The sequence below is a fragment of the Micromonospora sp. NPDC047730 genome (assembly GCF_043204765.1).
Lineage (GTDB): Bacteria > Actinomycetota > Actinomycetes > Mycobacteriales > Micromonosporaceae > Micromonospora.
In genome coordinates, this window is record NZ_JBIDCU010000006.1 from 83,553 (window position 1) to 100,680 (window position 17,128).

At 71.6% G+C, this 17,128-nt stretch carries 8 protein-coding genes; 1 reads left to right on the plus strand and 7 read right to left on the minus strand.

Annotation, left to right across the window (positions count from 1 at the left end; translation table 11 throughout):
• Positions 1-57: 57 nt before the first annotated feature.
• On the plus strand, positions 58-1,212 hold the full coding sequence (locus ACGF5G_RS16490; protein ID WP_393263457.1) for a serine hydrolase domain-containing protein: 1,155 nt from the start codon (positions 58-60) through the stop codon (positions 1,210-1,212).
• A 116-nt stretch (positions 1,213-1,328) separates the two neighbouring features.
• Here the strand turns inward: ACGF5G_RS16490 and ACGF5G_RS16495 are convergent, their stop codons facing one another.
• From ACGF5G_RS16495 to ACGF5G_RS16525, 7 genes are all read right to left on the minus strand, one after another.
• Positions 1,329-4,637, minus strand: coding sequence for a S8 family serine peptidase (locus ACGF5G_RS16495; protein ID WP_393263459.1), 3,309 nt, complete (start codon positions 4,635-4,637; stop codon positions 1,329-1,331).
• Complete coding sequence (locus ACGF5G_RS16500; protein WP_393263461.1) at positions 4,637-4,900, minus strand: sulfurtransferase TusA family protein; 264 nt, start codon at positions 4,898-4,900, stop codon at positions 4,637-4,639. Before ACGF5G_RS16500 ends, ACGF5G_RS16495 begins: the two co-directional genes overlap by 1 nt.
• 163 nt (positions 4,901-5,063) lie before the next feature.
• On the minus strand, positions 5,064-8,150 hold the full coding sequence (locus ACGF5G_RS16505; protein ID WP_393263463.1) for an ATP-binding protein: 3,087 nt from the start codon (positions 8,148-8,150) through the stop codon (positions 5,064-5,066).
• 219 nt (positions 8,151-8,369) lie between these two features.
• A complete protein-coding gene (locus ACGF5G_RS16510; protein WP_393263465.1) occupies positions 8,370-8,837 on the minus strand; it encodes a nucleoside deaminase in 468 nt (155 codons plus the stop codon).
• 243 nt (positions 8,838-9,080) lie between these two features.
• Entirely contained in the window at positions 9,081-9,434 is a 354-nt protein-coding gene (locus ACGF5G_RS16515) for a hypothetical protein (protein WP_393263466.1), read from the minus strand.
• 556 nt (positions 9,435-9,990) lie between these two features.
• Positions 9,991-13,740: a S8 family serine peptidase gene (locus ACGF5G_RS16520; RefSeq protein ID WP_393263468.1), complete on the minus strand. Its 3,750-nt coding sequence runs from the start codon at positions 13,738-13,740 to the stop codon at positions 9,991-9,993.
• A 258-nt stretch (positions 13,741-13,998) separates the two neighbouring features.
• A complete protein-coding gene (locus ACGF5G_RS16525; protein ID WP_393263833.1) occupies positions 13,999-16,947 on the minus strand; it encodes an ATP-binding protein in 2,949 nt (982 codons plus the stop codon).
• Positions 16,948-17,128 lie beyond the last annotated feature (181 nt).

Here is a 17,128-nt window from a genome sequence, read left to right on the forward strand (position 1 = left end):
GCGGCGCGACGGGATACGGCTCCGAGGGTCGCGACGTCAGCCACCACCGGCACCCCTGTGACGTCCGCCGACCGCAGGCTGCTCCGCGAACTCGACCGCCACCTCGTTCCGACCAGCGCCAACCCCAAGCATCCGGCGTACGCGGGCGCGGTCGCGCTCTGTCAGGTGAACGGCACCACCACGGCGCGGGCGCGGGTCGGCAAGGCGCTGCGCTACGGCGCGGGCCCGGTGCTGCTGCCCGAGTCGAAGCAGGTCGCGATGCGGCCCGACTCGATCTTCGACCTGGCCTCGATCACCAAGGTCTACACCGCGATCCTCGCGCTGCAACAGGTCGACAAGGGGCGGCTCGATCTCGACGCGCCCGTGGCCGCATACCTGCCGGCCTTCACGGGCACGGGCAAGACCAGGGTCACCGTCGCCATGCTGCTGGCGCACACCAGCGGACTACCCGTCGGAGCCAAAGTCGCCGGCCTGCCCGACGACGCGGCCCGCCGGTCGGCGGTCCTCGCCACTTCCCTGGTCAGCGGCGCGATCCCCGGCACGGTCTTCCGCTACTCCAGCGTCGGCCTGATGGTCCTCGCATTCCTGGTCGAGAAGGTCACCGGGCAGCGGCTCGACCAGGCCCTCACGACCGGGTTGACCGGGCCACTCGGCCTGAAAGACACCGGATTCAACCCCAAGACCTGGCTCAGCGCCTCAGATCAGGCGAGCCGACTCGTCGCCACCGACGCGCGGTCCTCCCGAGGGCTGCTCCGCGGCGTGGTACACGACGACGTCGCCAACCACATGGGGGGAATCGCCGGCCACGCCGGCATCTTCAGCACCGCCGCCGAGGTAGCCGTCATCGGGCAGCTGCTGCTCAACGGCGGCATCCACAACGGCACCCGGATCCTCTCCGAAGAGATCACCCGACAGATGCTCACCAACGTGAACGCCGGCCTGCCCGCCGTCGACCCGGAACGACCCAACCGCACCGCCGCGCACGGCCTCGGCGTCGTGCTCGACCAGCCCTGGTTCATGGGCCGACTCAGCAGCCCCCGCACCTTCGGGCACACCGGCTTCACCGGCACCTCCCTGGTCGTCCACCCGGACCGCCGGATGGTCCTGGTCCTCCTGACAAACCGCGCCCACCCGAACTGGAGCTGGGCGAACCCGGACCCGGTTCGGGTGGCCGTCGCCAACGCCGTCTCCGCCGCCGCGACTCCGCGCTAGTACTGCCACTACCGGGCCGCACGGTGGCGACGAAACCTCAAGGGGCGTACGGTGCGCCACGGCGTCATGCGTGGTGGGGCCCCTCCCGCCGGTCGGCGGAAGGGGCCCACAGGTCGTCAGCCCTTGACCGGGATGGCCCGGGGCAGCGACTGGTCGATCGAGGCGCCGCCGGCGTCCTCGGCGGTGACGCGGAAGCCGAGGAAGCCGCCCGCGACCAGCGCCGTACGCGGCGCGACGAAGGCGTACTCGCCCTTGCCCCTGCGCGACACGTCGACCTCGGTCCAGGTGGCGCCACCGTCGGCGGTCACCCAGGCCCGCACCTTGCGGAGCGTGTCCGACGCACCGGTGATGCTGGCCTCGAGGGTCAGCTTCCGGTTCGGCCGGGCCCGGTTGTGCAGGTCCAGGTCGGCGGTGACGCGGGTGTTGAGCAGCCGGACCGGGGTGGCCGTGCCGGACGACCCGTCGGTGCGGAAGGTCCACCGGGTCTGGCCTTCGCCGCCCATCGGGAAGACGCCGCCCGAGGTGAACGACCGCTCCAGGACGTAGGACGCGGGGCCGGCGTTGTCGAACGTCTTGTCGATCTTGGCACCCCCGTCCACGACCAGTGCCCCGTTCCGGTAGAGCCTGGTGGTGGACGACCACTTCTGCGGGTAGCTGAAGTCGATGTAGTCGACGGTACGGCCCGTCGTATCGACAGCGTCGTTCATGCTGAGCTCCAGCCGGGCCCCGGTGATGGTGCCCTGGGCACGGGTCGTCAGCGGACCGGCGAACCAGGTGGCGCTGGTGGTGGTGCGCGGCTGGTAGGTGGTGACCGGTCCCGGCGTGTTACGCAGTTCCACCCGGTCCTTCCGGCGGTAGGTGAACCGCATCCACTGGGTGTCCCGCGCCTGGATGTACTCGGTGCGGACCCGGGGCACGGTCAGGTACGACGGCGAGGTGATGTTGAGCGCGATCAGGCCAGGGCCGTAGACGGTGCTGCCCTCCTGGTAGCGGTGGTCCTCGTTGTAGCCCTTGTAGGTGGTGCGGATCTTGGCCAGGTCGCGGACGTCGCGCCGGCTGAGCCGGTGCGAGGCCTCGGCGGGCACCTCGTCGTCAGCGAAGGTGAGGTCGAAGAGGAACTTGCTGTCACCGGTCATGTGGTCGCTGTTCGCGTCGGCGAGCCGCCAGCGCTCCGAGCGGCCGACGGTGCCGCCCATGGTGCCGTTGGTCGGGCTGATCCAGAGCGTGTCCCGGCTGAACGGGCCGTACGCCCCACCGATCAGGACGCTGTGGCCGGTCCAGTACTTGCCGTCCGGCGTCGTCCGGCGCAGGTTGGCGGCGACCAGTTCGGGCCGGGTGTCGAAGCCCTCCACGGTGACGGTCCAGCGGCGGGTTTCCCGGGCGTCCAGGACGATCGAGTCGGAGTCCGTCGCGTTGTCCAGGGTCAGGATCGCAGCGGCGTGGTTGCCCCCGACCATCATGGCCACGGTGCCGACCACCACGTACGGGCCGTCGGGCACCCGGATGTCGGCGGTGCCCGGGTCCGCGGGGATGTTCGCCGTGATGGCGGTGCCGCTCTGGGTGTTGAGCAGCGTCACCTGGGCCGCTGCCGGGCTGCCGTCGCGGTCGAGCGCGGAGACGGTCACCGTACGGGTCCGGTCGAGCATCAGCGGCACACGTAGCGCCTGGCTGCCGTCGGTCGGGGTGGCGGTGAGCGCACCGCTGTAGGTGCCGGTGGGCGTGCCGGTGCTGTCGACGGTGAGCGTGACCTCGCCGGAGCCGCCGGCGGGCAGGGTGAGGGTGCTCGGGCTGACAGCCAGGAGACCGGCGGGGGTGCCGGCCCCCGAGCGGCCGAGGACGCCGGCGAGGGAGACGGTGGTCTCCGCCGTACCGGTGTTGGTGATGGTGACCTTACGGGTGGTGGTCCCCTCGGCGCCGGGGAAGGCGACTGACACCTCGGAGGCGAGCAGGCGCTGCGACAGCGCGGCGTTGGCGTCGAGCAGGCCGGCGCCCACCTCGTGGATCGACTGCGTGGCGGGCGGGGCCACGGCGGTCCCCATCAGCGCCGACTTCAACCGGTCGGCCTTCCAGTCCGGGTGTTCCTCGGCGAGCAGCGCCGCGGCGCCCGCGACGTGCGGGGCGGCCATCGACGTACCGCTCATCGCCATGTACCTGGGGTCGGGCTGAGGGGTGCCCTTGTTCGTCCCGGCGGCACGGGCGGCGACGATGTTCACGCCCGGTGCGGCGATCTCCGGCTTGATGAGGCCGGGAGCTCGCGTCGGTCCCCGGCTGGAGAAGACGGCGGTGCCGCCCGCGTAGTCGACTGCGGCGACCGACAGGGCGCTGGGGGCGATCGACGGGGCGGAGACGGAGCCGACGCGCGGACCGTCGTTGCCGGCGGAGACCACGAAGAGCGCGCCGGACTGGGCGGTGAGCCGCTCCAGCGCGGTGGACACCGGGTCGGTGCCGTCGGTGGGGCCACTGCCCAGCGACATGTTGATGACCCGGGCGCCCTGCCCGACCGCCCATTCCATGCCGGAGATGATCATCGAGTTGGTACCGTCGCCGTTGTCGTCGAGGACCTTGCCGACGATCAGGTCGGCCTGCGGGGCGACCCCGGAACGGATGCCGACCGCGCCCGCGCCGCTACCCGCCACGGTCGCCGCGACGTGGGTGCCGTGGCTGTGGCCGTCGATGGCGTTGCCCTTGCCGGTGAAGTCCGCGGAGCTGCTGATCCGGCCGGCCAGGTCGGGGTGGGTCGGGTCAACGCCGGTGTCCAGCACGGCGACCTTGACGCCCTTGCCGCTACGCCCCGTCGCCCATGCCTCGGGGGCCTTGATCTGGATCAGGTTGCGGTCGAGGGCGTCCACCCTGACCTTGGCGTCCAGCCAGATCCGGCTGAAGCTGTCCAGCGTCTCGCCGAGCTCGTCGGCGTCGTCCTTGTCCAGCATGGCCGCGCTGGCGCCGATCGACGGCAGCTCGCGTTCTGCGGAGAGCAACCCGTCGGCCGCGCTCCGCGCCCGGGCCGCCGCCTTCGGGTCGGACTTGACGATCAGCGGGAGGGTATCCCGGCGGGCGTCGTCGAAGCCGTCACGCAGCAGGCCCGTGACGTTGAACAGCTGCGGGTCGAGCCGGCCGCCGACCTGCCCGATCACGTCGCTGGGATAGAAGAAGGTGTCGCCGTCCACGTCGGTGCGGGCCAGGAACGTTCCGGGCGGCGAACCGGGCGCGGGTTCCGCGACGTAGGACCGACTGCCGTCCGGGGCGGTGGTCACCGTTACCCGGTCCCCGGTGACCAGGGTGATCGTCGTGGCCGTAGCCCCCTCCGGGGCGGTGGTGGTGCCGGCTGTCGCACCGGGCGCAGCGGACGCGGGGAGCGCCGGCAGCCCGAGGATCGCCAGGCCCGCCAGCCCCGCGATCCATCGTGAGCGGATGGGTTGTCTCATCAGTCCTCCAGATTCCATTGCCTGTGCTGCGATCCCCCGATTCGGATCCGGAGCACCACGGGAACGCCGGTCTCGTCCGTGGCGAGCAGTACCGCACCGCCCGCCGCGCACCATGCGCCCACCTCGCCGGGGACCGTCGGGTCCTCGGTGAGCAGTTCCACCACGCAGCCGGGTGGCAGGCGATGGCAGTGCCGTTCGAGAACGTCCCGCACTCGTGGCCAGGACTCACCGCCGGCGTCGACGACGGCATGAACGGGTTGCATGCGTTTCCTCGGGGTTGAAAGCGTCTGGCTCGTCGCACGGTAGGAGGCGGCAATTACCACGCCCTTACCGCCGCCAGGCGGGTCCACGCCGCCGGGTCCGCCGGCCCGCCCGGCCGTTTCCCGAGGCCAAGCCCTCGGCCTCCCGTCGGGGCTCGGCCGCGCCTCAGCCGCCGACCGGGCCGGCGGTCGCGGCGTCCGCTGCGGCCAACTCGTCGGCCAGCGCGCGGATGCCGTCGAGGACCTGCAGATCGCCGGAGTCCCGGGCCACCCGCTGGCAGGCGGCCAGCGCCGCCCGCGCCTCCTCCGTGCGGCCGGTGCGCAGGAGGATCTCGGTGAGGTTCGCCAGGGTGGGTGGTAGCGCCCACGAGTGGCCGAGCGAACGGGCCAGCCGGACCGCGGACCGGGCCAGGGCGTGCGCCCGCCGATGCTCACCCAGGTGCAGCTCGATCACCGCCAGGTTGCTCTGGTCGATGGCGAGCACCGTCGGGTCACCCATCCGCCTGGCCGCGGTCACCGCCCGCCGGGCACAGTCCCGCGCCACGTCCAGCCGGCCGTTGACCCGGGCCAGTTCGCCCATGGTGGAAAGCGCCCCGGCCAGCAGCGTCAGGTCGTCGCAGCGTTCAGCCAGCCGCAGCGCCTCCGCGCAGACGTCGGACGCCCGCTCGAGCTCCCCGGTGAGCATCAGGCACGCCGCGCGGATCGACTCGACCCGGGCGAGCCGAGGCAGGATCGCCGCCTCGTCGAGCCCGACGACCGCCTGTTCCGCGCGGGTGAGGGCCGTCAGGGCCTTCGCGTACTGCCCGCAGCCGAAGTGCATCGTCCCCACGGTCAGCTCCAGGTCGACGCGTTCGGTGACGTTGCCCCCACCGGGCACCTCCGCCAGCCGGTGCCGGACCGAGTCCAACTCGGCCAGGCCGTCCTGCGGGCGGGACACCCGGCCGAGCACCTCCGCCAGCACGATCGCCACCCGCACCGTACTGCGGGCGTCCGACGACTGCTGGAACGTCCGCAAGGCCGCGCGCAGTACCCGCTCCCCCTCCTGGTAGCGGGCGCTGCGGCGCAGCACGATCCCCCAGTCCAGGCGGGCGGCGGCCGCGGCGAACGAATCGGCGGCGTCCAGTCGGGCCACCAGGTCCGCGTAGTAGACGCAGGCACTGTCGTTGGCGAAGAGGCTGGCTGCGCGTTCAGCGGCGCGCCGCAGCCAGTGCACGGCCCGCGGGTCGTCAGCCCGACCGAGATGGAAGGCAACCGCCTCGATGGCGTCGGGGCGGCGCGCCAGAATCGTGTCGGCGTACGCGCGATGCAGGTGGCGCCGGCTCGCGGCACCGAGCTGCTCGGCGCAGGCCAACTCCACCAGAGGATGGCGGAACGCGTACCCGAGCACTGGCCGGCCCCCCGTGGTGACCTCCCGTTCCACGACCAGGCCGGCGGCGACAGCGATGTCCAGCGCCGCCGCCACCGCCGGACCGCCGAGCGGCGGGTGGAGCCCGGCCACCGCGACCGCCTCCAGCTCACCGAGAGAGACCGCACCGCCTCCGCCGACCGCGAGTGCCCCGAGCACCGCCCTGGCCTCGCCGGAAAGGCGGGTCAGCCGGCCGCGGACGAGACGTCGCACCCCGTCGGGTACGCCTCGCATGTCACCAGCGGTGGCGAGTTCCAGAGCGAACAGCGGGTTGCCCCGGGACAGCTCGTAGATGCGCCGGGCACGCTGCGGCGCGACGCCGGTGAGCCGCGCACAGTCGGCGAGGCTGAGCCGGAGCAGGGCCACCTCCATGGCCAGCCCCTGTTCCACGGCGGTGTCCAACACCAAACGCCGCGGGTCGCAGGCGGGCAGCTCGTCGTCACGGATGGTCGCGACGAGCCGCCAGCGCCGAAACCGGATGGTACGCAGCAGGTGGTGCAACAGACGCAGCGAGGCCGGGTCGGCGGCGTGCAGGTCGTCGAGGACGATCAGCAGCGGTCGGGCGGCGGCCAGGTCGGTCAGCAGCGCCGCCACCGCCCGGAAGAACCGGGCCTGCTCCTCCTCCGGGCTGGCGGCGCTGCCGGGAGCATCCCCCAGGGTGGTCAGCACAGCGGCCAGCCCTGGGTGCTCGGCCGCCACCGCTGCCCGTTCGGTCGCGGGGCAGGTGGCGAGGTACCCGTCGAGCGCCTCGGCGAACACCCCGTACGGGGTCTGTCCTTCCGCCGGGTGGCAGGTGCCCCACAACACCTGCGTGCCAACCGCGGCGGCCTGCCGAGCGGCCTCCGCGACCAGCCGGGTCTTGCCGATACCCGCCTCGCCGGTCACGAGCGCGAGCGGCACCCCACCCGGCTCGGTAGCGGCCCCGCGACCGGCCGTGGCGTGCTCCACCAGCAGGGCCAGCGGGCGGGTCCGGCCGATCAGCGGCTGGTCGTGCGGGCGGCGGATCGCCGAGGGCAGCAGCGTCGCGGTGTTGTCCGCCGGCACGGTACGCGGAGCAGCCAGCAGGTCCAGCGCTTCCCGCAGCAGCGTCTGGAACTCGGGGGCGGGTGGGACTCCCAGTTCCTCCGCGAGCACGTCGCGCGCCACGTGGTACTGCCGCACCGCCTGCCTCGGCCGCCCCGCGTCCAGCAGCACGCGAGCCAGCAACAGATGCAGCTCCTCGGCATCGGGCACCCGGTCCAGTTCGGCCCGCAGCACCTCGACGGCCAGGTCCGGCTCCCCCGCCGTCATCAGTACCCCGGCCAGGGCGGGTACCACCCGGGCACGCAGCGCCGCCCACTGCCGCCGCCGCTCGTCGGCCCAGGTGGCGTACCGGTCCTCGGGCAACAGTTCGCCGCCCAGCATCTCCAGCGCGGCGGTGAGCGACGCCCGATCCCCGGTGTCGAGGGCGAGACCGGCCATCCTCGTGGCCTCGTCCGCGTCGACCACCGTCGAGGCCGGGTCGAGGCTCAGCAACTCGCCGTCGCTGTGCACGTACGCCGACGGAATCCGCGGAGGTAGTTCCGGTTCCAGCGCGTGCCGGGCACTGTGCAGGGTCACGTGCAGGTTACGCAGGGCCGCCTCGCGTGACACGTCCGGCCAGATCGCCTCCAGCGCCTGGTCCCGGTGCAGGCGGTTGCCGGGCGTGACGGCCAGGATCTTGATCAGGGTCCGGGCGCTGCTGCGCCGCCAGTGCCCGGCGACCGGCAGGCCGCCCTCCCGCTCCACCCGGAATCCGCCAAGAAGGTGGATGCGCAGCCGGCTGGGCCGTCCGAACTCCGGTTCACCCGGCTGAGCTGGCCCTGGCATGCGCGACACCATAGCGATGGTCAGGTGCCGGCCGCCCGCAAGGGGCCACGTCGGCCCAGCGGGACCCCGGTGCGGGTGGTCCCGTCCGACGGACACCGGCCACACATGGTGTCCGAACAGCCGGAGATCCGGACGGCGACGTCTGGGGCAGCCTCAGCCGTCGTTGAGCCTGCGTGAAGCCGCCCGGACCGCTGCGGCGGCATCGGGTGGAGACGCGCCTCAGCGTGCGCCGTAGTAGCGGCGGTGCAGGTCGTGCACCTGCGCGGCGAGGTCAGGCACGGGCCCTTCCACCACGACGTTGGGAGCGATGTCCCGGATCGGCAGAGACCGCACGGGTGGCGGGGGCACGTTCATCTCGGTCAGCCAGCCCGCCAACTGCTCGGAAGAAGCCACGTACACGATCCGGCCGAGACCCACCCAGCCGTGCGCCGCAGCACACATGGGGCAGTGCTCGCCGGAGGTGAAGACGGTCGCCTGCGCTCGTTGTTCAGGGGACATGTTCGCCGCGGCCCAGCGGGCCAGCTCGAACTCCGGGTGGCGGGTCCGGTCGCCGCCCGCCACCCGGTTGCGGTCCTCGGCGAGGGCGGTCCCGTCGGCGTCGACCAGCACCGAGCCGAACGGCTCGTCGCCCACTTCCAGAGCCTCGACGGCCAGCTCGATACAGCGGCGGAGATGCCGCAGTTCCATGTCGCTTACCATGGGTCTCCCGGGAGTCAACCGCCGCTTTCAGGGCACTGCTTCAACTGGCTTCGCTCTCGGCAACGGAGGTCAGCCGGTCGGCTGCTGCGACAGGATAGCGATGATCGCGGTGTTGCCGCAGCCGCCGCGCGTTGTGTTGCACCGTGTCGATGCACAACCACCCAGCCGTGGCCGGCACCGCGCGGCCGACCCCGGAGGCCAGGTCCGTTTGTGTCGGGTTCGAGGGGCGTCTCATTGATCGAACGTGAGCCGCTCCCATTCGAGGCCGCCGCGCCAGTCGGACCGGCCGGCCGCCCAACCGGTGATGACCGACTGGAGCACGTCCAGTTCGTCGACGTACGCCCGGAAGTGGCGGTCCGGCCCGCCTTCCCGGTACTCGACGACCAGACGCCACCTCCCGTCGTCGTCGCTGGCCTCGGCGCACTGGATATAGGTCTGCCCGTCGGGGGCGCCAGTGCGATTCACAACCAGGAACTCCTCGCCCATCGAGTGCACCCGCTCGGCGAGATCCAGCAGCAGTTCCTCGGCCGGGTCGTCGTACGTGGCACCCGACTCGACTCTGGCCCGGACGGTGGGACTTGTCATGCGGCGAGTGTGCCAGCCCGACTCGACCCCGCGCCTGCCCGGGGAGAACGAACACGTTCGGCCCCTCGGGCAGATTTCATGCCCTTCGCGCCGATCGCAACAAGCCTGGAGGTTCTGGGTCGCCGCTGCCGCGCCCACGTGCCGGCGACGAGGCGATCGTAGGAAGCCGGCCGATCAAGGACGACAGCCGCAGCGCTGCTCAGCGACGGAGCCAGCCGGCCTACCGACCGTTTCGGCCGGACCGACTGGACTGGCGTCCTGACGACGCCTGCACGACATCGGGGCTGCCACCGCCCGATGTCAAGGCCGCGTTCTCCGGGCTCATCGCAGCCGGGCTGCTGGCCGTCGATGACGAGAACCCCGACGCGGTTACGGCAGCTCGGCCGGATCTCGCGGGCGAGGTTCTGCTGTTGCGCCGGATGCAGGAACTCCACGAGGCGCGGGCTGTGCTGCAACAGTTGACGCTCGGCTACCGCACGGCCCCGCGGCAACGCGACCAGTCCGACACGGAAACGGCCCGGAGCCACATCGCCCCGGGCCGCTCCTTCACCCTGGTTCAGCGCACCGCGTACGCCCTGATCAAGGTTTGCTCGACCGCGTTGCCGCGGTCGTCCTGTGCCTTGATCCGCAGCGAGACGAATCCGGAACCGGGGTTGCGGACGCCGACGTGGAAGCCGTCGCCTTGTGGGTGCACGGTCGTGTCGTGCCACGTGGCGCCGTCGTCGTACGAGGCCCGGACCTCGACGGTCTTCACGGCGCCGACGGACGCCCCGGTCTGCGGCACCACCGTCAACCGGAAGTGGCCGGTGACCCCACCGAGCTGGGTGTTGTGCTCGTCGGTGGCGAAGTCGTAGCGCGGCCACAGCAGCGGCAGCGTCGCGGATCCGCCGGCCGGGCGGGTCGAGTCGAAGGTCCAGGCGGTGCGGGTCGACGTCGACAGCGGGTACCAGTTTGCGTGCGAGGTGTCCATGGTGATCCGGTACGTGCCGGGATCGGCGCTTACCGGCACGGTGGCGCGGAGGAACCGTCGCTGCTCGTTGATCAGCTCACCGTTGCGGTAGACGCGCACCAGCGAGGTGTCACCCGGGGTGTCGAACCGGCCCAGGTGGCTGGGGTCGGAGTCGCCGATCTCGGGGATGTACAACTTGAACTCGTCGCCCTGACGGTACGCCTCGGCGACCTGCGGCCCCGCGGGCCCGTTGGCCGGGGCCAGCCAGGTGGACGAGGCCACCTCACCCGGGGTGTGGACCCGTAGGCCGTCGTTGAGCGAGCGCGAGATCTTGGTGACGTCGGGGAAGTAGTTGTGGACCCAGCGGACTCCGGCGAGCGCGCCGGGCGCGTCGCCCGCCGAGTACCACTCCTCCCGCTGGTGCGGCGCGGAGAACCAGTCCACGACGTCCAGCGAGACGCTGTCGTACCACAGCCACATCGGCTGGGTGTCGCCGATGACCGTCTTGTCCTTTGCCGCGGGGAAGGTCGACTTGTAGACGGCCGAGTTGTTGCGGGTGACGTTCACCTGCGGGTTCTCGGGGAGCCCGCCCGAGTGGAGGTAGCTCACGTTGTAGACGTACGGGCTGTTGGCGATGCCCCGCAGGTCGAGCGTGGTGGTGCCCCTGGCGATGGTGTCGGTGAGCACCTTGCCGGTGTCCGCGCCGAGGCCGTAGGTGGGGATGGGCGTCGTGCCGGGCGGGAACGGCGGTGTGAAGGCGCCCGGGGTTCCGTTGACCATGACCGCGACCGCGGCGCCCTTGGCGGCGACCGCCTTCACCTGGTCGAGCATCTGCACCCCGGTGGTGCGCTGGATCACCGCCAGCTTCCCCGTCAGGTCCACGCCCTCCAGCGCGGCCGGGGTCGCCGGGCCGGCGTCGACCGCCTGCATCTTGGTGTGGCCGTCGAAGTTGGCGGTGAAGGCGCCCGGCATCAGCGGGAGCGGGGTGCCGTCCGCGTAGGAGGAGCGGATGATCGGGGCATATCGGCGCGTGCGGAAGTTCAGGTCGAAGGACCCGCGGGTCACCTTCTCGGTCGGCACCACGTACGCGTGCTGGTAGAAGGGGCCGGACATGCCGAGCATGACCTGGAGGCCCGGGCCGAAGGGCGGGATGTAGGTGAAGCCCAGCCTGAAGCCGTGCGCCTCGGTGTTCCTCGGCGTCCGAACCTTGATCTCCTTGCCTTGCCGAGCGTCGAGGGTGACGGTTGTGGGACCGTTCACCTCGAGTTGCGGGTCGCCGGCCAGGGTGAGGTCCTCGGCGCGACCACCAGCGTTCGCGGTGCCCACCAGGCCCATGACGAAGTAGCGGCCGACCGGCACCCGCAGTGTCGTAATTCCGCTATTCAGCGGCACGTCACGGAAGAAGCCGTTGTCGGTGTTGTAGACATAGACGGAGTTGCCGACGCTCGCCGGGTTGCCCTTGCGGTCGGTGGCGTTGATCGTCAGGTCGTAGCCCGGGGGCTGGATGAGGGCACCGATCGTGGTCCGGGTGACCTCGCCGGTGTCGGCGGTCGCGGTGACCCGAGCGGTGTAGGCGCCGTCGAGGCCGGTCGACGGAGTCACCGTGACGGTGGTCTCGGCCGTGCCGACTGCCGGGACGGTGACCGTGTCGGCGGCCAGCGTGAACACACCCGCGGGCGCCGCAGACCCGGTGGGGCCGGTGGCGGTGAGGGTGAGTTTCAGTGTCCTTGAGGTGCCGGCGGTATTGACGTAGGTGATCTTTCTGAGGACCGGGGCGCTGTTGCCGTCGATCGCTCCGGCGCTGACCGTGGCCGGGTTCGAGTAGAGGGTGGCGTCGAGGGTCTTCGGCACGTCAACCCTGCCGTTGCCCTGCTGGAACGCCGTGAACGGGCCCGGCTTGGCGGTGCCGACCAAGACCTGCTTGAGGTGGTCGTACGTCCAGTCGGGGTGGCGCTGCTTGAGGATGGCGGCGGCGCCGGCGACGTGCGGGGTGGCCATCGACGTACCGTTGGCGCTGGTGTAGCTCCCGTCCACCGGGGTGCCCATGGTGGTGCCGGCGGCGCGGGCGGCGACGATGCCGACGCCGGGCGCGGTGATCTCCGGCTTGACCGCGAAGTCCGCCGCGCGCGGACCACGGCTGGAGAAGGGCGCGAGGACGTCGCTCTTGTCAACGGCACCCACGGTCAGCGCGGCGTCGGCAGCGCCGGGAGAGCCAACCGTCGTGCTGCCGGGGCCCGCGTTGCCGGCCGCGATGACGAAAAGGGTGTCGCTGGAGGCGCTCAGATCGTTGACGGCCTGGCTCATCGGGTCCGTGCCGTCGCCGGCGGCCGTCGAGCCGAGGCTCATACTGACGATGTCCGCACCCTGGGCGACCGCCCACTGCATACCCGAGATGATCCCGGACTCCGAGCCCTCGCCCTGGTTGCTGAGCACCTTGCCGATGTAGAGGTCGGCCGCAGGCGCGACGCCCTTGTACTTGCCGCTGGATGCGGCGCCGGAGCCCGCGATGGTGGAGGCGACGTGCGTGCCGTGGCCGTGGTGGTCGACGGGGTCCGGGTCGCCGGTAAAGTTCTTGGTGGCCTTGATCCGGTCGACGAGGTCGGGGTGGTTGGGGTCGATCCCGGTGTCCAGGACCGCGACCTTCACGCCCTTGCCGTCATAGCCCTTTGCCCAGGCCTCTGGGGCGCCGATCTGCGGCACGCTGCGATCCAGGGCGACCTTGACGGGCTTGTCGAGCCAGAGCTTGGTGATGCCGTCCGCGAGCACGGGCCGGACGGCCGTGGTCTTCGCGTTGTCGTCGTCGACCGCCTCCCAGAACGTCCGGGCGTGCTTCTTCGACGCCGACAGCGCGAGGCCGTCGATACTCGACAGCTTGGCCTGCCGCACCGAGCCAGCAGGGGTGGAGGCGTCATCGGCCGCCGCGGGCGTGTTGTACGTGGCGATCAGCGGGATGGCGGCGCGGCGCTCGTCGTCGTACCCGTACGAGACGAGTTTGGTGAGGTTGAACAACTCGCGGTCCAGCCGGCCGGCGGCGATGTACGGGCCGGCCTCCGTCGGGATGGCGTAGAGGTCCTCGCCGAGCTTGACGGTGAGGATGTCCGGCTGCGTTCCGTCGGCGTTCGGCACGACAGTGCCCGCGGAGGTGCCGTCCGAGTACTGGTCGAGCTGGATCCGCTCGCCGGTGACCAGCGTGAGCTGGTGGGAGTCGACGAGTTTGGCGGACTGCTGGGGCCCGGCCGATTCGGGGGGACTCGCGGTCGCTGGGCCGGCGAGTGAGCCGGCCAGGACCCCGACGGCGAGCACCGCCGTCAGCCGCCGGGGCCACGGCGGCCGGGGAGATACGGGAATGGTTCGCACGTGGCGACCACCTTTCAACGGGGGTGGGACGGGGACTTACAGGGCTTCGTAGCCGTCGTCGTCCGCGGGCACGCTGCCCTGGCTGGACGTAGGCTGCTGCGGGGCAGTGGACCGCGCGGACGCGCGAGACTGCTCAGGCTGCTGGTCCGGCTCGTTCGACGGCGGGACTTGTGGTGTTTCCATGGCGGTCGAGTGTTGTCCCCGCACCGGTTACCGGGCGACTGGGCAGATGACCCAACTTTGCCGCCCCGCACCCGCCTAGCGGTCGTCGCCGGCCGGGTCTTCGGTGACGACGCCGGCTTCCACGACCCGCACGGCCAGCGCCGTCCTGGACGACACCTCGAGCTTGCGCATCGCTGCCTCCAGGTGCCGCGCAACCGTCTTCGGTGACAGGAAGAGGGCGGTGGCGATTTCCCGGTTGGTCCGGCCACCCACGAGCAGCCGAACCACGTCGAGTTCCCGGGGAGACAGCTGATCGCCGTAGCTGCGCCGTCCACCCCGCCACGACGGACGCTTCACCTCCACGCCGTGTGCCCGCAGCGTGTGCATGACCCGCATGGCATCACCACGGGCTCCGAGGGCCGACAATCCCTGGAAGGTCTCCGCAAGGACAGGCAGCGCGGCGTTCGACCGGTCCGCGCGCAGCAGGCAGCCGGCCTGCCGCTCCCGGCTGAGCAGGGCGTCGTACGGCTGCGGGAGGCCCTGCCACGCCTCGGCGGCAAGTGCGAACTGGTCGGCGGCGCTGAGGAGATCGCCTCGGTGTTGGGCCAGGATGGCCCTGCAGGTCGCCAGGGCGGCGTGCGGGGCAGGTGCGCGGCGACCGCACACTCCCGCGGCGAAGGCGTCGACCAGGTCGCTGGCCGTGCTGACGCGGCCGGTCATGAGCAGTGCCTCGACCCGGGCCGGGGCGAGTTCGGTGGCCCAGATCCAGGTGTCCTTGCCCTCGATGAACCGGATCGGCTCGTCGGTCAGTTGCAGCACGTCGTCGATCCGCCCGGCGCCCAGCCGGAGCTTGGCCAGGGCGCCGGCAGGCTCGACCGAGTATTCCGCCCCGCCCTGCCGATCCGCCTGTTCAAGGACAAGCCGCAGGCATTCGTCCGCTCTGTCCTGGTCGCCGCGGGCCGCGTGCAGCAAGCCGGTGACCATGGCCGGCGCCAGGCGACTCACCGGCTGCAGCAGATCCTCGTCGGTAGCCAGCGAACCGGCCCGCTCGGCCAACCCGTCCCACGCTCCGGTGAGCCAGTCCAGCTGCGTCAGCGTCACCTGTCCCACCGCGCGAAGCTTGCGGTACTGGTACTTCTCGGCCAGCCCGACGCCCAGCGCGAGCACCCGACTCGCCTCCGCGTACCGCCCCCAGATCAACGCCATGTGCCCGACGTTGAGATGGCCGACCGTGACGTGCAGCCTCTCGGCGGTGGTGGCCGCGTCGTCGCCGATCAACGCCGCCTCCGCCCACCCCTCCTCCTCACCGAGCAACAGGAGCCCACTCGCCCGTCCGATCCGGATGCTCAACTGGTCCACCGGCGCCATCGAAGCCGGCACCTGCGCTACCCGGCGCAGCCACCTGAGGTGTTCGGCCGCTGGCGTGGTCGTCCCGTACGGCAGGCCGAGAAACATCATCGCGCGGGCCGCCTCCGCCGGGTTGTGCCCGAGGTCGGGAAGTGCGCGTTCCATCTCGATCCGGGCCTGCGCGAACGCCTCCATCTGCAGCAGCAGCCGGGCGACCTGGAAGCGGATCTCCGCCGCCTCACCCGGCGTCGGCTGGCCGGTGGCCAGCACACGGCGGAGAGCGTCCATCAGTTCGCGGTAGCGGTCGCGCCCGGTGAGCAGGCCGAACGGAATCTTGCCGGTGAGCCGGACCACGTCGGCGGGCAGCAAGACGCCGTTGGTGAGCAGATCGTGCAGCAGGACTACCGCCGTCGCACCGTCGCCCGAGGCGAGCGCGAGGTCGGCGGACTGTTCCGCGTACCGACACCAGGCCGTGGTGTCGCCGGCCTCCCTGAAATGGCGCGCCAGTTGCGCGACCGGTGGCGGGGTGACGCCTTCGAGCACATGTGCGGCGCGCCGGTGCATCGCCCGCCGTTCCGGAGCCGGGATCGCCTCGTACACTGCCCGGCACGACAGCGTGTGACGGAACGAAACCAGCCCTCTCGGATCCTCCCTCAGCAGCCCTGAACCCACCGCCTCCGCCAGGCCGACCAGCCTGCTCGCGGGATCCCCAGCCGGCTCCATCACCTCGACGACGGTGTCCTCGGCAGCGGGGTCGGTCAGTACGGCGGCCGCACGCAGCGCCGCCTGCGCGGCCGGGCCGAGCCGTACGGCGCGTTCCAGCACGGCGTCGCGGACCGTCGGCGGTACATCGATCTCGCCGAGCCGATGCCGCACCCAGGAACTACCCCGCCTGACCAGGTCAGCGCGGTTCCACATCAGTCGCACGGACTCCTCGATGGCGAGCGAAAGCCCGTCGGTCCGATCATGCAGAAAGGTCGCGAATTCGTCGGAAACCGGTTCCCCGCCGAGCATCGAGGACACCATGTTGGCAGTCCCGGCGACGTCCAGCGGTTCCAGCGTCAGCCGCAGCCGCGCCACCCCCACCGGTTGCCGCGACGACAACCGCAGCAGCAGGGAGTCCGGCGCGATCTCCCCCGGACGATAGGTCACGAGCAGGCTGATCCGTTGCCGCGGACGTGACGCCAGAAAGAGCAGGAACTCCAGGGTTGCCTCATCCGCCCAATGCACGTCCTCCACCGCGAGCAACCTGATGTTCAGCCGGTCGAGGATCTCCGCCAAGGCCCGGAACAGGCGGTGTCGTGCCGCTGCCGCGTCTTCGGCCGGCTCGGGAGCAGGTGGCAACGCCGTCGCCCACTCGGGGAACAGCGGTCGAAGCGCCCCCGCCAGCCCGCTCAGGCCGAGCCCGGCGACATCCTCAGCCGCCGGTCGGATCGCATCCACCACCGGGCCGAGGGTGAACGGCTGCCGGAACGCCGGGCAGGTCGCCAGCAGCACCTGTCGACGGTCCGAGGTCCGCGTCGCGAGAGTCTCCTGCACCAACCGGCTCTTGCCGATACCGGCTTCGCCCTCGACGAGCACGATCGCCGGCGGATCCGACAGCGCCGTCCTCAGGGCGGCGAGTTCGTGCCCACGTCCGACCATGCCGGGCGACGAAATCGCCGAGAGGTCGCCGGTGTCAGACCCGCTGGTAGACATTCGCACTATCGGGCGAACAGGGGCGACCGCGCACCGGCCGTCATGCCGGTTCCGGCGGAGGCGAGCAACATGAGCAGAGGCTACAACGCGGGAAAGCGCGTTTGAAGTGCCCGTACAAGGGCTCAGGAACCTTGCTGGAGTGCCACAGTGCCGGTCGGCGGCCGCTCGATCCCGCCGCAGC

Excerpts from the sequence above, each read along its gene's own strand:
- ACGF5G_RS16500 (WP_393263461.1), bottom strand. The coding sequence starts at position 4,900 with ATGCAACCCGTTCATGCCGTCGTCGACGCCGGCGGTGAGTCCTGGCCA.
- ACGF5G_RS16505 (WP_393263463.1), bottom strand. The coding sequence starts at position 8,150 with ATGCCAGGGCCAGCTCAGCCGGGTGAACCGGAGTTCGGACGGCCCAGC.
- ACGF5G_RS16495 (WP_393263459.1), bottom strand. The coding sequence starts at position 4,637 with ATGAGACAACCCATCCGCTCACGATGGATCGCGGGGCTGGCGGGCCTG.
- ACGF5G_RS16510 (WP_393263465.1), bottom strand. The coding sequence starts at position 8,837 with ATGGAACTGCGGCATCTCCGCCGCTGTATCGAGCTGGCCGTCGAGGCT.
- ACGF5G_RS16525 (WP_393263833.1), bottom strand. The coding sequence starts at position 16,947 with ATGTCTACCAGCGGGTCTGACACCGGCGACCTCTCGGCGATTTCGTCG.
- ACGF5G_RS16515 (WP_393263466.1), bottom strand. The coding sequence starts at position 9,434 with ATGACAAGTCCCACCGTCCGGGCCAGAGTCGAGTCGGGTGCCACGTAC.